The sequence below is a fragment of the Microbacterium sp. LMX7-1.2 genome, assembly GCF_040675935.1.
GTDB lineage: Bacteria > Actinomycetota > Actinomycetes > Actinomycetales > Microbacteriaceae > Microbacterium.
In genome coordinates this window covers 1,730,235-1,744,652 of record NZ_JBEGIL010000001.1, presented here as the reverse complement: position 1 = coordinate 1,744,652, position 14,418 = coordinate 1,730,235, and the positions used below count along the sequence as shown (strand labels likewise).

Sequence of the window (14,418 nt, the reverse complement as noted above, 5' to 3'; positions counted from 1 at the left end):
AGTTTGATGTTCGCGCTCCTTCACGGGGCGGAGCCGTCGCGGTGGCGCGGTCGGAGGGCCAGCCCGGCGGTCTTGCTCTCCTGCTGCCCGCCGCCGCGGACGTCGGCGCCCTCCTCATGGTCTGGCTGCGCGAGCGGTCGCGCCGAGCGGCGGAGCGCGCACGACACATCTGAACCCGAGTTCACCCTTCCTCGGTCGCGAGAACGGCGGTGCGGGCCGGGATGAACGGATCCGTGAATCCGGGGTCGTCGCGGGTCGCGTCATGGAGCGGTGCCCACGACGAGAACGTCTCCTGCTCGAGCGGGAGCGGCTTCGCGGCGGCGAACAGCGTGCCCTCCGGTCGGTCGGACCTGCCGAGGAGGAAGTCGATGATCGGACGGTCGACCTCTTCGGTCCCGTAGGGGAAGACGCCGTGCAGGCCCTCGTCGTCGACCGCGATGAGGCTCGTGTTCGGCAGTGTCGTGCCCATCGTCTCACCCTGCTCCCAAGGCGTGAGCGGGTCGAGCTCGCTCTGCACGACGATCGTCTCGGGGAAGCGCTCGTCCGCCCTCGGCATCCGCACGTCGGTGGGCCAGAACGTGCACACCGGCGGCGCGTCGAAGCGCTGCAGCTGTGCGCTGAAGAGTGCTTCCTCGCTCATACGCTCGCTGTAGTCGTCCCACGCCTCCTCGCCCTGTGTCCATTCGCCGTCGGCGCACCGCAAGACCTCGTCGGCACTCGAGAACGTCGCTTCGACGAGACCATCCGCGTTCTCCGCCGCCGGCGGGGGCATGTAGACGGCGAACTGCGCGATCATCGGAGCCTTCAGCTCGGCGGGCAGGTCGAGGCTCTCGATGACCCTCGTCGCCCGGACGACAGCGTCGCCGGTGCGGCCGGACTCGCCTTCGGCGATGAGCGTCATGATCAGGTCGCCGAGGAAGGGCGATGCGATCGGCTTCGACTGCGCGGCCGCTGCTCCGGTCGCCACCCAGGCGAGGTACGCGGCGTCATCCATCTCGGCGGACGAACCCGTGGCGGTGAAGTAGCGGTCCCAGATCGCCTCCGGGTCGGTGCCGAGACCGTAGGTCGCGTCATTCCTGGCGACCCAGTTCATCATCTGCAGCCGCAGATGACGGTCGATCGCCACATCCTGTCCGCGCCAGCTCTTCTCATAGGTCGAACTCGTGCCGTCGATGGTCGAGTCCAGCACCATCGTGTCGATGTGCTCGGAGAAGAGGGTGCCGAACCAGGACCCGAGCCAGGTGCCGTAGGAGTAGCCGAGGTATGACACGGTCTCGACGCCCAGCAGGTGCCGGATGAAGTCCATGTCGTAGGCCACCTGCTCGGTGGTCATCGTGGCCATGTCAGGGTCGCTCGCACACGTGGATCCGATCGCCCGGAGTTCCGCGGCGGCACCGTCGTCGGGGTCGTACTCGTACGCGCAATCGACGATGCTCGACGTGCCGAGGCCGCGCTGATCGAAGCTGATGTAGTTCGTGGTTGCACGCAGCTCCGGGGTGCGCTGCTGCATCGTCGCGCTGAACGACAACGAGGGTAACGGTCCCCCGCCATGCAGGAGGAGCGTCGTGGCCTCGGGGTCCGCCGTGTCGATGTTCCGGGCGCGCGAGATGCGCACGTCCCAGGTGTCGCCGTCGACCGGGTCCAGCCAGTTCTTAGGCACCTTGACGGTTGCGCACTCGACATTCGAGACGTCGACATCCGCCGCCGTGTCGCCGGCGGGGAACCCGCAGTCGCCCCACTCGAGCTCCTGGTCTGCGAGCTCGCCCGCGAGTTCTTCGACATCGGGCGGGGGCTGGCCGGCATCCGGCGATGCAGGTGCGCCTGCTCCGCTGAGGGTGAGGAGCGCCGTCGTGGCCCCGAGCACGACGACGACCGCGGCGGCGGCCACGCCCACCACGAGTCTTCTGCGCCGGGTGCGCTGCGGCGCGACAGCGATACGGTCGTCTTCCTCGGTTCCCATGGTGGGGTCCTCTCGTCTGGTGATGCGACGGTGCCTTCGGCCCGGCGGTGCAGACGACAGTCAACGCCGTGTTCTTAGAACAGGGGCAAGTGCGGCTCGTCGCTCATCGGCGACACCGTGGCTGACCCGATCCAGCCGATGCTCATGTGCGAGGGAGCGCGATCGCAGCGGCAGCGCCCGTCCGCGGGTCGGGGGTCTCTCCGTCGACCCGCGCACCGCACCGCCGAGCACGGCACCGCCGAGCACCGAGGAGAGGACGTTCTCGACGTTCTCCTCTCCTCAATTCCTGTCGTCGGCATCCGCCGCTATCAGGTCGTTGGCCAGCATGCCGGCGCGAGCGAGCACGTTCAGCTGCGCCTCGTTGTACAGCTCGGTGTACGTCTCGAGGAAGGTCTCCTGGGTCACGCGTTCGCTCTTCGACAGGTGTTCGGCCGGCTGCAGCAGCCAGGGGAAATTGGAGAGATGCTGAGCGATCTGCGGTCCCATCACCTCAGCGAGCCGCTGGCGGGTGGCCTCGTCGGCATCGGCGGGCAGCGCGTCGAACTCGACACCCGCGTCATCGGGCTCAGCATCCGCCATCTGCCGGAGGTCCTTCATCGCAGATTCGTCGTAGAGCTGCTCGTAGACGAGCATCAATGATCGATCGGCCTCTGACATGGTCGGCGCGATGCCTTCGAAGCCGGCCGGGACGTCGGTCGCGGTGCCGCCTTCCAGAATCGCACGAATCTCTGCTCGAGCCCTCTGCAGCCGCTCTATGCTCGCGGCGAGATCGGCGTCGATGGCCAGCAGCGCCTGCGCGGCCTGACCGGCATCCGCACCGCCCGCGACGCCGACCGCCTCGATCTGGGCGAGCGGCACTCCGAGGTCTCGGAGCCGTCGGATCTGGAGCAGCCGCACGAGGTGCCGTGCGCGGTACTGCTTGTACCCGTTCGACATCCGGTCCGGTTCTTCGAGCAGACCGGAGCGATGATAATGGCGAACCGTGTTCACGGTCGTCCCGGCGAGGTCCGCCAGTTCACTCGTGCTCCAAGGCATGCCGCACACCCCTCTCATCGCGTCGTAACCCATTCTCGACCCTGTTCCCACAACAGCGTCAAGGGCGGTGGCGTCGGATCACGCGCGTTTGACCCTGTTCTGAGAACATGGTCTTGACTCTCTCTCCTACAACCTTCGTAACGAGATGAGACATGGACAATCCGTATCCCTGGCTGCAGGATTTCATCAACCAGGTTCCCGAGTTCTTCCAGCCCCTGATGGTCGCGCTCGTCGCCGCCATCCCCTACATCGAGGGCGAGGGTGCCGCCGCCTTCGGCATCATCGCCGGCATCAATCCCATCATCGCTGCCATCGCCGCGATGGGGGGTAACGTCCTGTGCGTGGTCGCGGTCGTGCTGCTCGGATCGCGCATCCGGGGTGGCGTCGTCGCGCGCCGCGCCGCTCGGGCCAAAGCTCGAAGGGCCGAGTCGCAGATATCGAGCCGTGTATCGGGTCTCGCAGAGTCGCCTGCGGGTACGGGTGCGGGGTCGATGGCTGAGGCTGAGGCTGACGAGCAGAAGAATCACCGCTCGAGGGGTCAGGCGAAGCTTCGGCGTTGGCTGGTGCGATTCGGTGTTCCGGGTGCGAGCCTCATCGCGCCGCTCGCGCTTCCCACCATGCTGACGGCGGCGTTCTTCGTCGCCTCTGGTGTACGCAAGGAATGGGTCATCCTTTGGCAGGTCGTCGCGATCGTGTTGTGGACCGGCGCCGTCGCCGCCGCGGCTGCCGGCTTGCTCGCCATGCTGGGCTGGTGAGGTCTGGCGCCGGTAGCTGGTTCCTCGGCCATAGGCTCGATGACCGACCGCGCCAAACGCCCTCCGAGCCCTTCGAGCGGCCTCGTCGGGCGATCTCACCGCGGGAGATCCGATGTAAAGCGTGAAATCCGATCTAAAGACGAAGATCACACCACACCTCTTGACACCCGCCGCACCCGGGTCTAACGTACAACCAAATGGTTGCACAACGAGAACTGAGCGAAGCGGAGGTCGACCGTGTGTTCCATGCATTGGCGACGTCGACCCGACGCGACATCCTGCGTCGGACGATCGAGCGGGAGCAGTCCGTCTCGACCCTCGCCTCCGAATACGAGATGTCGTTCGCCGCAGTCCAGAAGCACGTCTCCGTGCTCGAGGCCGCGAACCTCATCGTCAAGCGCGCCGAGGGACGCGAGCGGCTCGTCCGCGCGAACCCCGAGATGATCGCCCGCGCCAGGGCGCTCCTCGCCCGATACGAAGAGCTGTGGCGGTCGCGCATCGCCCGCCTCGACGACCTGCTGGCCGAGCCGCCGCGCTCGACAGCATCCGACACCACCGACAACGACAGCAGCACCACCACACCGACCGGAGAAGGAGACTGACATGCCTGTCACCGACATCACCACGGATGCCGACGCCCTCACCATGACCGTCGTCGCGGACTTCGCGGCGCCGATCGAGCGCGTCTGGAGCGCCTACAGCGACCCGCGCCAGCTCGAGCGCTTCTGGGGGCCTCCCGGATGGCCCGCCACGTTCACCGCATGGGACCAGTCCGTCGGCGGACGCGCGAACTACACGATGAACGGGCCGCGGGGCGAGAGCTCGTCGGGGTCGTGGGAGTTCCTGTCGATCGAGGAGCCGCACGGCTTCACGGTGCTCGACTCCTTCACCGACGCCGACGGCAATGCGCTCGACGGCTTCCCCGCGCAGCGCATGGAGTTCGCGTTCGAGTCCACCGCCGACGGCACGCGCATGGTCGCGACGAGTCACTTCGACTCGGTCGAGGCGCTCGAGCAGGTCGTCGAGATGGGGCAGAGCGAGGGCATCCGCATGGCGATGGGCCAGCTCGACGCCGTGCTGCAGGATCTCCGCGACTACGCGCAGGGCAAGGGGACGACCGTCGACCTGCTGGACGACACCCACGTGCGCATCACCCGACTCGTCGAGGGGCCGCGCGAGCTGGTGTGGCGCGCCCACAACGAGCCCGAGCTCATGAAGCAGTGGCTGCTCGGGCCCGATGGCTGGGAGATGACGGAGTGCGTCGTCGCGACGGAGGTCGGCCAGGCCTACCGGACCTCCTGGGCCCCGGTCGGCGACACCGAGGGGGAGCCCTTCGGCTTCGAGGGGGAGGCGCTCGTGATCGACGCTCCGCGCCGGTCGGTGCAGACCGAGCGGATGACAGGGATGCCGGTCGAGACGCTGAACGACCTCAACCTCTACGAGGAGGACGGCGCGACGCTCATCACTCTGTACATCGAGTACCCCGACAAGGAGACGCGCGACATGATCCTCGCCACCGGCATGGCTGACGGCATGGAGGCCTCGTACGACCGTCTCGAGCGGGAGCTGCTCGCGGTCTGAGCCGTACAACTCCGGAGAACCGGCCGGTTCCGTCGCGGATCCGGCCGGTTCTTCGCGTTTCGGGCCCGGTTCTCCGGAGTTAGGACGATGCGTTCCGGCGGGCTCGCGGGCTCCACGTCGACCAGAGCGCCAGGGCGATGAGCACAGGCTGGAAGAACAGGCGCACGAAGCGTGCCGTGTCGGTGTTCAAGCCGAACGCGTCGCGGTGCTCCAGCCACTGGGCGATGTTGCCCGGGAAGACCGCGACGAAGAACAGTGCCGTGACGATGCCGACGGCGCGCCGGTGCTTGCGCATGACGAGCAGTGCCCCACCGAGGCCGACCTCGACCGCACCCGAGGCGAGCACGGTCACGTCGGGGTCGATCGGCAGCCACGGCGGCACCTGCGCCTGGAACTCCTCACGCGCGAACGTCAGATGCGAGACGCCGGCGAATAGGAGGAACGAGCCGAGCAGCACTCGGCCCACGGTGCGGGCCACACTCGTCTTCGACATGGGGCGAGTGTACGCGCGATCAGATCAGGCGACGGAGCGCCTCGTCGAGACTGATCCCCTGCGCGCTCGCGAGGTCGGCCAGGCGCGCGTGCTCCTCGCCGGTCAGCGTCAGGCGCACCTCGACGGGATCGGATGCCGGGTCGTCGTCGAATCCCTCGAACAGATCGGCCGCCTCGGCCCACAGCGGCTCGGCCGCCGCCGCGGCAGCGAACGGCGACGGTGCGGATGCCGCGGCCGCGCTGACCGCCGGATCGGTCGCATCGACGGCGCCAGTGCTGGGCGCGCTCGCCGCGCCGACCGACGGATCGGTCGCATCGGCATCCGCCCACGCCGACTCATCGGCATCCAGCCAACCGGAGTCCGCGGCAGCCGCGAGCGGGGCCGATCCGGCGGCCGCAGCCCCGGCATCGGCCGCGAGGGTGAAGCCCGGGCCGCGCCGGGGCTCCTGCTTCTGCTGGTACGCCTTCGCCGCGGCGTTCGCACGCTCGTCGGCCGCCTCGTTGAGAGGATGGCCTGCGTGGCCCTTGACCCACGAGAACTCCACGTCACGTCCGCGGATCGCCTCGTCGATGCCCTCGAGCAGATCGCGGTTCAGCACAGGACCGCCGTCGGACTTGCGCCAGCCCTTGCGCTTCCACCCCGGCATCCACTTCGTCACGGAGTCGATCACGTAGCGACTGTCGCATTCGATCAGCAGCTTCTCGTCGATGCCGGCCGTCGCCCGCAGCAGTTCGAGCACGGCGCGGAGCTCGCCCTGGTTGTTGGTGCCGTGCGGCGAGCCGCCGGCCGCCCAGTTCGACTCGTCGATGTACCAGGCCCAGCCGTTGGGGCCGGGGTTGCCCAGTGCGGAGCCGTCTGCGGCGGCGGTGATCGTCATCCCTCCACCGTAGCCGCGGCGGCCGACAGCCACGCGTCGCCCGTCCCCGCCGGCGCCCGTCCCCAGCCCGTCTGTTTCTGCCGAATGGCGCAAACCGACGGTCTATTTGCGCCATTCGGCAGAAACAGCGGGGCCGGGGAGGGTCAGTCCTCGGGCTCGGGCTCGGGCTCGCGGTTCTCGACCGACACGGCCGACGGGGCGGGCGGCGCCACGGGGAACACGATCGAGCTCACATCGCCGCTCGTCTCGGCGCCCAGTCCGATGGACAGCGGGTCGAGCGCCGGCGCGGAGCCGAGCACCTCGGACTCTCCGCGTTCGAGCGGCTCCGAGGGCAGTGCCCACTGCTTCTCTTCTTCTTCGGGTCGTTGCTGGAACAGTCCCATGCCTCCCATTGTCGCCCCGCGGGATGGTTCCGGCCTCCGATTCACACGCTATTGATCGGATGCCGGGGCGCCCGCCGTCCAGGTCGCGGTCATGCGCCCCGCGTAGGGTGGGCGGATGGCCGGAATCGTATGGGACTCCTGGATCGGAACCGTCGCAGCCATCGGCATCGCGCTGGTCGCCGCCGCTGCCGCCATCGGGATGGTGACTCTCCTCACGTCTCTCGTGAGCCGCAAGGTCGAGTGGGTGCGGGACATCGCGCGCCGCTCGCGTCGGGCGCTGCTGACCACCGTCACCGTGGTCGCGGTGTGGATCGCGTGTGCGACCTCGCAGCCTGCGCAGGCCGACTGGTGGCCCTCGCTCTCACGGATCTTCCTGATCGCGACGATCCTCGCGGGGTCCTGGCTGCTCGGAGCACTGGTGTCGTTCGGCTTCGAGCGGTTGATGGTGCGCGAGGAGGAGGAGCGGGTCGGTCCGGACGCCCGGCGCCGACGCACGCAGCTGCTCGTCATCCACCGTCTCGTGCTCGTGACCATCGCGGTGCTGGCGCTGGGCACCGTGCTCTTCACATTCCCCGAGATGCGCGCCGTCGGCACGAGCCTGCTCGCCTCGGCGGGCATCGTGAGCATCATCGCAGGCCTCGCGGCGCAGTCCATCCTCGGCAACCTGATCGCGGGCGTGCAGGTGGCCTTCACCGATGCGATCCGGGTGGGCGATGTGGTCGTCGTCGAGGGCGAGTGGGGGCGCGTCGGCGAGATCAACCTCTCCTACGTCGTCGTCTACATCTGGGACGAACGGCGACTCGTCGTGCCGTGCAGCTACTTCACGACCACGCCGATCGAGACGTGGACGCGGCGGTCGGACAAGATCCTCGGCACGGTGTACATGGACCTCGACTGGCGGGTGCCGATGGCGGAGGTGCGCGCCGAGTTTCAGCGGATCGTCGAGGCCTCGCCGTTCTGGGACGGTCGCTCGTCGAGCGCTCTCGTGACCGACTCGCAGGGCGGGTTCGTGACCGTGCGATTCGTCATGTCGTCGAAGGACTCGTCGGATCAGTGGGATCTGCGGTGCGAAGTGCGCGAGCGGATGATGACCTGGCTGCAGCAGACGCATCCGGAGGCACTGCCGCGCACGCGCGTCACTGTCGAGGCGGGCGGAAACTCCGACTAGAAGCTTCAGGCGGATGCCGCGCGCACGGCGTCGACGAGGGCGCGCCAGGGGCCGTCCAGCGCCGAGTCGGGGAGTTCGCGCTCGCGCCTCTGCTCAGGGGTGCGCACGCGGATGACCCAGACGAACCGGTCGGCGCCGCGCTCGGCATCCGCGTCGGCATCCCACGGGCAGTCGTCGACCATGCTGATCCACTCCGGAGCGTCGGCGGGCTCGGGCTCGACCTGCCACTCGCGTCGGATGCCGGCGATCCCGCCCGTCCGCACCACGACGATCACGACTTGCGCGTCGGTCGATCCGTCGGCCGGCTCGATGCGCGGTCCGCCCGTCGGCCGGTCACTCGGTGGAGGGGGCTGGCTCATCTCCATAGACTCCCACGGTCGTCCACGCGCGTCGAGCGGATGCCGCGGTGGCCTCGTCGACCTCGGCGGCGGCCGCGACGGTCGCATCGGCGAACTCGGTGAAGTTCGCGGTGCTCGAGAGGTCGCCGGTGAGCGCTCGGTACCAGACCGTGCCCGCGGTCTCCCACGCCTTGCCGCCGAGGTCGATCGCGAACAGGGCGAAGGCCCGATTCGGGATGCCGGAGTTGATGTGCACCCCGCCGTTGTCCTCGGTCGTGCGCACGAAGCCGCTCATGTGGTCGGGCTGCGGATCCTTGCCGAGCTCGTCGTCGTCGTAGGCGGTGCCGGGAGCGATCATCGAGCGAAGGGCGACGCCTTCGACGGCATCCGTGAAGATCTCGGCCCCGATCAGCCACGTGGCGTCGGCGGCGTCCTGGCCGGTGAGGTACTGCTCGGTCAGCGCGCCGAACACATCGGCGATCGACTCGTTGAGGGCGCCCGGCTGCCCCTGGTACTCCAGGTTCGCCGTGTGCTGCACGACGCCGTGCGCGAGCTCGTGGCCGATCACGGTGGTCGATCGCGTGAACCCCGTGAACACCTCGCCGTCGCCGTCGCCGAACACCATGCGCTCGCCGTCCCAGAAGGCGTTGTCGTAGTCGACGCCGTAGTGCACGGTCGCGTCGAGAGGGGCTCCGGCGTCGTCGAGCGAGTTGCGGGCGAACGCCGACAGAAGCAGCTCGAAGGTCGCGCCGAGACCGTCGAACGCCTCGTTAACGGAGGCGTCGGCGACCGGGGCGTCGTCTTCGGTGCGCACGACCGCCCCGGGCAGGGTCTGCGTGTTCGCGGCATCGCTGATCGTGCGGTTCGGCGCATCGGAGAGCTGGGCGACGAGATCGCCGTTCTCGTCGATCGACAGGTCGATGCGCGCGCGGAACGGCGGTCGACCCGCGGTGAGCGTCTGCCGGGCGGCCGCGGCCGCGCGCGGGTAGCGGCCCGACTCGGCCAGGCGCGCGAGCAGGTAGGACGGGACGACTCCGGGGGATGCGACGTGGCTGCTCATGGTCCGACCCTACGCCGGGGGTCGGACGTCGGGGCGGATACCGGGGTCGGCTTTCCCGAAGTCAGGATCCGGGGAGGATCTCGATCACGGTCGTGCGCACCCCTCCGGCTTCGTAGCGCACCGGCATCCCGGGATGGGCGAGTGAGAACCAGAAGACCCCGTCCGCCGAGTCGTAGCGGAGGCACGTCAGCGCACCGAGTTCGATCGCGAGTCTCTCGGAGGAGACCCGTGTCGTGGCGGCGTCGAAGGCCGCGTGCCCCTGCAGATCGGCCCACGTCACCCGATTTGCCGTGACGTCGGCCGGGGTCGCCTCGTCCCATCGCTCGAGCGTCGCGCCCTCAGCATCCGTATCGCGGAAACGGTTGACGCGCACGGCATGCGATCCGTCGGGCCGGTCGACCCGGATCCGGATCGTCCTCCCGGGCCCGGTGGCCGCGCGGATCTCCTCGGCCGTGAACGGGGTCGGCAGGAGCCCGGGGCCGAGGACGCGCGGATCGGATGCGGTCATGCACACATTCTGCGCCTCGACCGGGCGCCGCGGTACGTCGAGATGACGCGCGGAAACCTCGCGTAAAATCGGGACGGTGACCGACGCGAACCCCGAACTCGGCGCCGGCCTCGACCCGGACGATCTCGCCACGACCCTGCGCGTGCTCCGCGAGCTGCACACGATCGACAACGAGCATCCTGATTTCATCGCCGTGCGCCAGGCGACCGCCGCGATGTTCAAAGACGTCAAGCGCGTCCGTCGCAAGCAGATCCGCGACGCGATCGCCGAGGCCGACAAGGCCGTCGTCGCCCGCACGGCGACCGGTGCCCCCGACCGCATCGACGACGAGACCCGCGGCAACGACCTCGCCACGAGCGTCGTCGACGCCCCGATCGCGGGAGAGCTGCTCAAGCCCCGCAACTGCTACATCTGCAAGAAGCCGTACACGATCGTCGACGCCTTCTACCATCAGCTCTGCCCGGACTGCGCGCGGTTCAGCCACGGCAAGCGCAACGCCCGCACCGACCTCACAGGCAAGCGCGCACTGCTCACCGGAGGTCGCGCGAAGATCGGCATGCACATCGCGCTGCGCCTGCTCCGCGACGGCGCGCACACCACCATCACGACGCGCTTCCCGCGCGACGCCGTGCGCCGCTTCTCGGCGCTGGAGGACTCCGCCGACTGGCTGCACCGGCTGCGCGTGGTCGGGATCGACCTGCGCGACCCCGCCCAGGTGATCGGCCTCGCCGACTCCGTCGCGGCGCAGGGGCCTCTCGACATCCTCATCAACAACGCCGCGCAGACCGTGCGGCGCTCGCCCGGCGCGTACTCGCTGCTGGCGGATGCCGAGCTGCAGCCCCTTCCCGACGGCCCGTTGCCCGAGATGGAGACGTTCGGGCACACCGCCGACCCGCACCCGCAGGCGCTGCAGGCCTCGGTCGACGCGCACCCGCTGCTGTCGGTGGCGGCTCTCGGCGGCACGGTCGCCGAGCAGGGCGGGCAGGCGCTCACCGCAGAAGACCTCGCGCGTCTCGCGATGGCCCCGGGGTCGTCGTCGCTCGAGAAGCACGCCGACGGCACGGCGATCGACGCCGGCGGCCTCGTGCCCGACGTGAACCGGGTGAACAGCTGGGTGCAGTCGGTCGACCAGGTCGATCCGCTCGAGATGCTCGAGGTGCAGCTCGCGAACACCACCGCGCCGTTCCTGTTGATCAGCCGTCTGCGCGCCTCGATGGCGGCATCGTCGTCGCACCGCAAGTACGTGGTCAACGTGTCGGCGATGGAGGGGCAGTTCTCCCGCCGGTACAAGGGGCCGGGGCATCCGCACACGAACATGGCGAAAGCCGCGCTCAACATGCTCACGCGCACGAGTGCGGGGGAGATGCTCGAGACCGACGGCATCCTCATGACCGCCGTCGACACCGGGTGGATCACCGACGAGCGCCCGCACTTCACCAAGGTGCGTCTCGCCGAGGAGGGGTTCCACGCCCCGCTCGACCTCGTCGACGGCGCCGCCCGCGTGTACGACCCGATCGTGCGCGGCGAGGCCGGCGAGGACATCTTCGGCGTGTTCCTCAAGGACTACGAGCCCAGCCCCTGGTGACCTGACGGTCTAGCGCGCCGGTGCCTCGAGCGTCGCGGAGGCCCAGGCGCCGAGCTGGTCGAGGATCGGCAGCAGGCCGCGTCCGCCGTCCGTGAGGGCATAGGACACCGTCACCGGCGGACCCGCGTCGACCGCGCGCGCCACGAGGCCGGCGTCGGTCAGTTCGCCGAGCCGATCCGACAGCACGGTGTCGCTGATGCCGGCGACCGCGCGGCGCAGGGCGACGAACGTCGAGGGGCCGTTGCCGAGCGACGACAGGATCATGCCGTTCCACCGTTTCCCGAGCACGCTGAACGCCAGTGTGACGGCGGCGTCGCACCTGTTCAGATCGTGACCGGCCTCGGGCATGACGCCATTCTACCTGTGCTACGTTAACGCAAGTCGCTAAGAAAAACAGAGCGACTACGAAAAACGAAAGGTCAGCCATGTCCCTGTTCCGCCTGGATGCCAGCATCCTTCCCGCGTCGTCCGCCAGCCGATCGCTCGCCGACCTCGTCGAGGCCGAGTGGACGGCATCCCACCCCGACTCCACCGTGACCCGCCGCGACCTCGCCGCCGACCCCGTGCCCGCGACCGCCTGGGCGGATGCCGTGACCGGAGGCTTCGTCGACGAGGAGCAGCGCACCCCGGCGCAGGTCGAGGCCCGCGCCCTCGCCACGACGTTCGCCGACGAGCTCATCGGCGCCGACGCGCTGCTGTTCGCGGTGCCGCTCTACAACTACGGGGTCTCGCAGCACTTCAAGACCTGGTTCGACCTCGCGTACACCGACCCGCGCATCGACCCGCAGGGCACGGCGCTGCGCGGCAAGCCCGCGACGCTGGTCACGGTGCTCGGCGGCAACTACGCCCCCGGAACGCCCAAGGAGGGCTGGGACCACTCCACCGGATGGCTGCGCCGCGTGCTCGAAGACGTCTGGGGTCTCGACCTGCGCGTCGTGCAGCGTCCGTTCACGCTGGTCGGCGTGAACCCGGCACTCGACGCCTTCGCCGACACGGCCCGCGAGCTCAAGGAGAACGCCGAGTCCGAGGCCCGCACCTACGGCCGCGAGCTCGCGGCGCTGCGCGACCAGGTGGCCTGACCGGCGCGTCCGTCTTCCGGGGTGCTCAGCAACAGCCCGGAAGACGGTTGCCGAAGAGCGGCAGGGTGAGTGCAGCCCGACCCGCGACGTAGGTGGCCACCTGCAGGATGAGCAGGAGGACGGTGCCGGTGATCGGGGCCCACACCATCGGGCGCGGGCGGCCACGCAGCAGGATCATCGCGATGATCGTCGCCACCAGCAGCCCGAGAGCTCCGGCATACGACGTGTCGACCGCGGCGGAGAACGCGGCGTAGTCGCAGGAGGTCTCGGTGCAGCTCGCGACGCTGAACACGGAGAAGAACGTGTGCACGCACGTGATCACCGTGAAGAAGATCTGCACGGCGAGCCAGAGCCCGGGGAGCTCCCATCCCCGCAGCGGAGACGTCCGCTCGACTTCGGTGTCCATCGCGACATCGTCTCACGCCGCATCCCGCCCGCCTCCCGCCCCTCTGTTTCTGCCGAACGGCAGAAACAGAGGGGCGGTTCGTGTCATACGGCAGAAACAGACGGTCCTGAAGGCGAAGGCCCGGGGTACGGATGCGGCAGCCACACCGTCACGTTCACCCCGCCGCCCTGCCGCGGGGTGAGCACGAGCGATCCGTCGTGGGCCTGCGCGATGCGCTGGACGATCGCGAGGCCGAGGCCGACACCCGCGTGGTCGTCGTCGCGGGTGCGCTCGGCGCCGCGCTGGAAGGGCTCGGCAAGCGTCGCGACGCGGTGAGGGGCCATGAGCTCGCCCGTGTTCTCGACGACGAGCGCCACCGCCTCGGGACGCACGTGCGTCCGCACTACCACGGTGCCGTCCGCCGGGAGGTTGTGCACGATCGCGTTGTGCACGAGGTTCGTGATCAGCTGCTGCACGAGTGCCGGGTTGCCGAACACGTGCGCGGTGTCGCCGCCGACGTCGATCGTCACGCCGCGGCGGTCGGCGAGCGGTAGCAGCGTCTCGACCGATTCCTCGGCCAGCAGCGACAGCTCCACGGGCTCGCGCGTGAACACCCGGCGCTCGGCGCGGCTCAGCAGCAGCAGGGCCTCGGTGAGGTCGATCGCCCGGGTGTTGACGTGCTGCAGCCGGTCGATCAGCGCGTCCGCATCGCGGTCGGGGTCGTTGCGGGCGACCTCGAGCATGGTCTGCGAGATCGCGAGCGGCGTGCGCAGCTCGTGCGAGGCGTTCGCGGCGAACCGCTGCTGCTCGGCCACGTGAGCCTCGAGCCGCTCGAGCATCGTGTCGAACACGTCGGCGAGATCGCGGAACTCGTCGCGCGGGCCCTCGAGGTCGACGCGGTGCGACAGCGACCCCTGCGCCGCGAGCTGCGCTGCGCGTCCGATGCGGCCGAGCGGCGCCAGCATCCGTCCGGCCAGCAGCCAGCCCCCGCCGATGCCGATCGCGAGCAGCACCATCATCACGATCACGGCGGCCGGGATGAATGCACGGATGAGGTCGGAGCGGTTCGGTACGAACTGGTCGATCGTCGTCACGATGTTCACATCCGGCACGTACCGCAGCAGCCACAACGCCACGGCGGCGAGCAGCAGCACGCCGGACACAACCACGACGCCCGCGTAGCTGATCGTGAGCTTCCAGCGGGCGCTCAT

18 protein-coding genes are annotated in these 14,418 nt (G+C 69.4%); 7 read left to right on the top strand and 11 right to left on the bottom strand.

What is annotated here, in order from left to right:
• Positions 1–41 precede the first annotated feature (41 nt).
• Positions 42–173, top strand: coding sequence for a hypothetical protein (locus tag MRBLMX7_RS08440; protein ID WP_363367517.1), 132 nt, complete (start codon positions 42–44; stop codon positions 171–173).
• Between the two features lie 8 nt (positions 174–181).
• On the opposite strand, the gene MRBLMX7_RS08435 is transcribed toward MRBLMX7_RS08440, so the two are convergent.
• On the bottom strand, positions 182–1,960 hold the full coding sequence (locus MRBLMX7_RS08435; protein ID WP_363367515.1) for an alpha/beta fold hydrolase: 1,779 nt from the start codon (positions 1,958–1,960) through the stop codon (positions 182–184).
• A gap of 279 nt (positions 1,961–2,239) precedes the next feature.
• A complete protein-coding gene (locus tag MRBLMX7_RS08430) occupies positions 2,240–2,995 on the bottom strand; it encodes a MerR family transcriptional regulator (protein ID WP_363367513.1) in 756 nt (251 codons plus the stop codon).
• 152 nt (positions 2,996–3,147) lie between these two features.
• Here MRBLMX7_RS08430 and MRBLMX7_RS08425 point away from each other — a divergent pair, with 152 nt between their 5' ends.
• From MRBLMX7_RS08425 to MRBLMX7_RS08415, 3 genes are all read left to right on the top strand, one after another.
• Entirely contained in the window at positions 3,148–3,750 is a 603-nt protein-coding gene (locus MRBLMX7_RS08425) for a small multidrug efflux protein (RefSeq protein WP_363367511.1), read from the top strand.
• Between the two features lie 197 nt (positions 3,751–3,947).
• Positions 3,948–4,352, top strand: coding sequence for an ArsR/SmtB family transcription factor (locus MRBLMX7_RS08420; protein ID WP_363367509.1), 405 nt, complete (start codon positions 3,948–3,950; stop codon positions 4,350–4,352).
• A gap of 1 nt (position 4,353) precedes the next feature.
• On the top strand, positions 4,354–5,331 hold the full coding sequence (locus MRBLMX7_RS08415; protein WP_363367507.1) for an SRPBCC family protein: 978 nt from the start codon (positions 4,354–4,356) through the stop codon (positions 5,329–5,331).
• A gap of 79 nt (positions 5,332–5,410) precedes the next feature.
• On the opposite strand, the gene MRBLMX7_RS08410 is transcribed toward MRBLMX7_RS08415, so the two are convergent.
• The 3 genes from MRBLMX7_RS08410 to MRBLMX7_RS08400 all read right to left on the bottom strand — a co-directional run bounded on the left by MRBLMX7_RS08410 (position 5,411) and on the right by MRBLMX7_RS08400 (position 7,084).
• Positions 5,411–5,824 (bottom strand): DoxX family protein, encoded by a 414-nt coding sequence (locus MRBLMX7_RS08410; RefSeq protein ID WP_363367505.1) that lies wholly within the window; start codon positions 5,822–5,824, stop codon positions 5,411–5,413.
• A gap of 19 nt (positions 5,825–5,843) precedes the next feature.
• Positions 5,844–6,701: a ribonuclease H family protein gene (locus MRBLMX7_RS08405; protein ID WP_363367503.1), complete on the bottom strand. Its 858-nt coding sequence runs from the start codon at positions 6,699–6,701 to the stop codon at positions 5,844–5,846.
• 143 nt (positions 6,702–6,844) lie between these two features.
• Positions 6,845–7,084: a hypothetical protein gene (locus MRBLMX7_RS08400; RefSeq protein WP_050723141.1), complete on the bottom strand. Its 240-nt coding sequence runs from the start codon at positions 7,082–7,084 to the stop codon at positions 6,845–6,847.
• A gap of 115 nt (positions 7,085–7,199) precedes the next feature.
• Here MRBLMX7_RS08400 and MRBLMX7_RS08395 point away from each other — a divergent pair, with 115 nt between their 5' ends.
• Positions 7,200–8,252: a mechanosensitive ion channel family protein gene (locus MRBLMX7_RS08395; RefSeq protein ID WP_363367500.1), complete on the top strand. Its 1,053-nt coding sequence runs from the start codon at positions 7,200–7,202 to the stop codon at positions 8,250–8,252.
• Positions 8,253–8,257: 5 nt separating this feature from the next.
• On the opposite strand, the gene MRBLMX7_RS08390 is transcribed toward MRBLMX7_RS08395, so the two are convergent.
• From MRBLMX7_RS08390 to MRBLMX7_RS08380, 3 genes are all read right to left on the bottom strand, one after another.
• The gene (locus MRBLMX7_RS08390; protein WP_363367498.1) at positions 8,258–8,611 is read right to left on the bottom strand and encodes a protealysin inhibitor emfourin; all 354 of its coding nucleotides are present in this window, start codon (positions 8,609–8,611) and stop codon (positions 8,258–8,260) included.
• Positions 8,586–9,650 (bottom strand): M4 family metallopeptidase, encoded by a 1,065-nt coding sequence (locus MRBLMX7_RS08385; RefSeq protein ID WP_363367496.1) that lies wholly within the window; start codon positions 9,648–9,650, stop codon positions 8,586–8,588. Before MRBLMX7_RS08385 ends, MRBLMX7_RS08390 begins: the two co-directional genes overlap by 26 nt.
• A 61-nt stretch (positions 9,651–9,711) precedes the next feature.
• Positions 9,712–10,158 (bottom strand): hypothetical protein, encoded by a 447-nt coding sequence (locus tag MRBLMX7_RS08380; protein WP_363367494.1) that lies wholly within the window; start codon positions 10,156–10,158, stop codon positions 9,712–9,714.
• Positions 10,159–10,234: 76 nt separating this feature from the next.
• Here MRBLMX7_RS08380 and MRBLMX7_RS08375 point away from each other — a divergent pair, with 76 nt between their 5' ends.
• Positions 10,235–11,743, top strand: a complete 1,509-nt coding sequence (locus tag MRBLMX7_RS08375; protein ID WP_414685089.1) for an SDR family NAD(P)-dependent oxidoreductase — start codon at positions 10,235–10,237, stop codon at positions 11,741–11,743.
• A 9-nt stretch (positions 11,744–11,752) separates the two neighbouring features.
• Here MRBLMX7_RS08375 and MRBLMX7_RS08370 read toward each other — a convergent pair whose 3' ends face one another.
• Entirely contained in the window at positions 11,753–12,091 is a 339-nt protein-coding gene (locus tag MRBLMX7_RS08370) for a winged helix-turn-helix transcriptional regulator (RefSeq protein ID WP_363367492.1), read from the bottom strand.
• Between the two features lie 77 nt (positions 12,092–12,168).
• Here MRBLMX7_RS08370 and MRBLMX7_RS08365 point away from each other — a divergent pair, with 77 nt between their 5' ends.
• Positions 12,169–12,822, top strand: a complete 654-nt coding sequence (locus MRBLMX7_RS08365; protein ID WP_363367489.1) for an FMN-dependent NADH-azoreductase — start codon at positions 12,169–12,171, stop codon at positions 12,820–12,822.
• Positions 12,823–12,847: 25 nt separating this feature from the next.
• Here MRBLMX7_RS08365 and MRBLMX7_RS08360 read toward each other — a convergent pair whose 3' ends face one another.
• Entirely contained in the window at positions 12,848–13,228 is a 381-nt protein-coding gene (locus MRBLMX7_RS08360; protein WP_363367487.1) for a hypothetical protein, read from the bottom strand.
• Positions 13,229–13,311: 83 nt separating this feature from the next.
• Positions 13,312–14,418, bottom strand: coding sequence for a sensor histidine kinase (locus MRBLMX7_RS08355; protein ID WP_363367485.1), 1,107 nt, complete (start codon positions 14,416–14,418; stop codon positions 13,312–13,314).

What these genes read in the sequence shown, in the direction of transcription:
- MRBLMX7_RS08360 (WP_363367487.1), bottom strand. Translation starts at nt 13,228, where the DNA reads ATGGACACCGAAGTCGAGCGGACGTCTCCGCTGCGGGGATGGGAGCTC.
- MRBLMX7_RS08400 (WP_050723141.1), bottom strand. Translation starts at nt 7,084, where the DNA reads ATGGGACTGTTCCAGCAACGACCCGAAGAAGAAGAGAAGCAGTGGGCA.
- MRBLMX7_RS08425 (WP_363367511.1), top strand. Translation starts at nt 3,148, where the DNA reads ATGGACAATCCGTATCCCTGGCTGCAGGATTTCATCAACCAGGTTCCC.
- MRBLMX7_RS08430 (WP_363367513.1), bottom strand. Translation starts at nt 2,995, where the DNA reads ATGCCTTGGAGCACGAGTGAACTGGCGGACCTCGCCGGGACGACCGTG.
- MRBLMX7_RS08365 (WP_363367489.1), top strand. Translation starts at nt 12,169, where the DNA reads ATGTCCCTGTTCCGCCTGGATGCCAGCATCCTTCCCGCGTCGTCCGCC.
- MRBLMX7_RS08385 (WP_363367496.1), bottom strand. Translation starts at nt 9,650, where the DNA reads ATGAGCAGCCACGTCGCATCCCCCGGAGTCGTCCCGTCCTACCTGCTC.
- MRBLMX7_RS08435 (WP_363367515.1), bottom strand. Translation starts at nt 1,960, where the DNA reads ATGGGAACCGAGGAAGACGACCGTATCGCTGTCGCGCCGCAGCGCACC.
- MRBLMX7_RS08405 (WP_363367503.1), bottom strand. Translation starts at nt 6,701, where the DNA reads ATGACGATCACCGCCGCCGCAGACGGCTCCGCACTGGGCAACCCCGGC.
- MRBLMX7_RS08380 (WP_363367494.1), bottom strand. Translation starts at nt 10,158, where the DNA reads ATGACCGCATCCGATCCGCGCGTCCTCGGCCCCGGGCTCCTGCCGACC.
- MRBLMX7_RS08415 (WP_363367507.1), top strand. Translation starts at nt 4,354, where the DNA reads ATGCCTGTCACCGACATCACCACGGATGCCGACGCCCTCACCATGACC.
- MRBLMX7_RS08370 (WP_363367492.1), bottom strand. Translation starts at nt 12,091, where the DNA reads ATGCCCGAGGCCGGTCACGATCTGAACAGGTGCGACGCCGCCGTCACA.
- MRBLMX7_RS08355 (WP_363367485.1), bottom strand. Translation starts at nt 14,418, where the DNA reads ATGAGCGCCCGCTGGAAGCTCACGATCAGCTACGCGGGCGTCGTGGTT.
- MRBLMX7_RS08395 (WP_363367500.1), top strand. Translation starts at nt 7,200, where the DNA reads ATGGCCGGAATCGTATGGGACTCCTGGATCGGAACCGTCGCAGCCATC.
- MRBLMX7_RS08390 (WP_363367498.1), bottom strand. Translation starts at nt 8,611, where the DNA reads ATGAGCCAGCCCCCTCCACCGAGTGACCGGCCGACGGGCGGACCGCGC.
- MRBLMX7_RS08420 (WP_363367509.1), top strand. Translation starts at nt 3,948, where the DNA reads ATGGTTGCACAACGAGAACTGAGCGAAGCGGAGGTCGACCGTGTGTTC.
- MRBLMX7_RS08410 (WP_363367505.1), bottom strand. Translation starts at nt 5,824, where the DNA reads ATGTCGAAGACGAGTGTGGCCCGCACCGTGGGCCGAGTGCTGCTCGGC.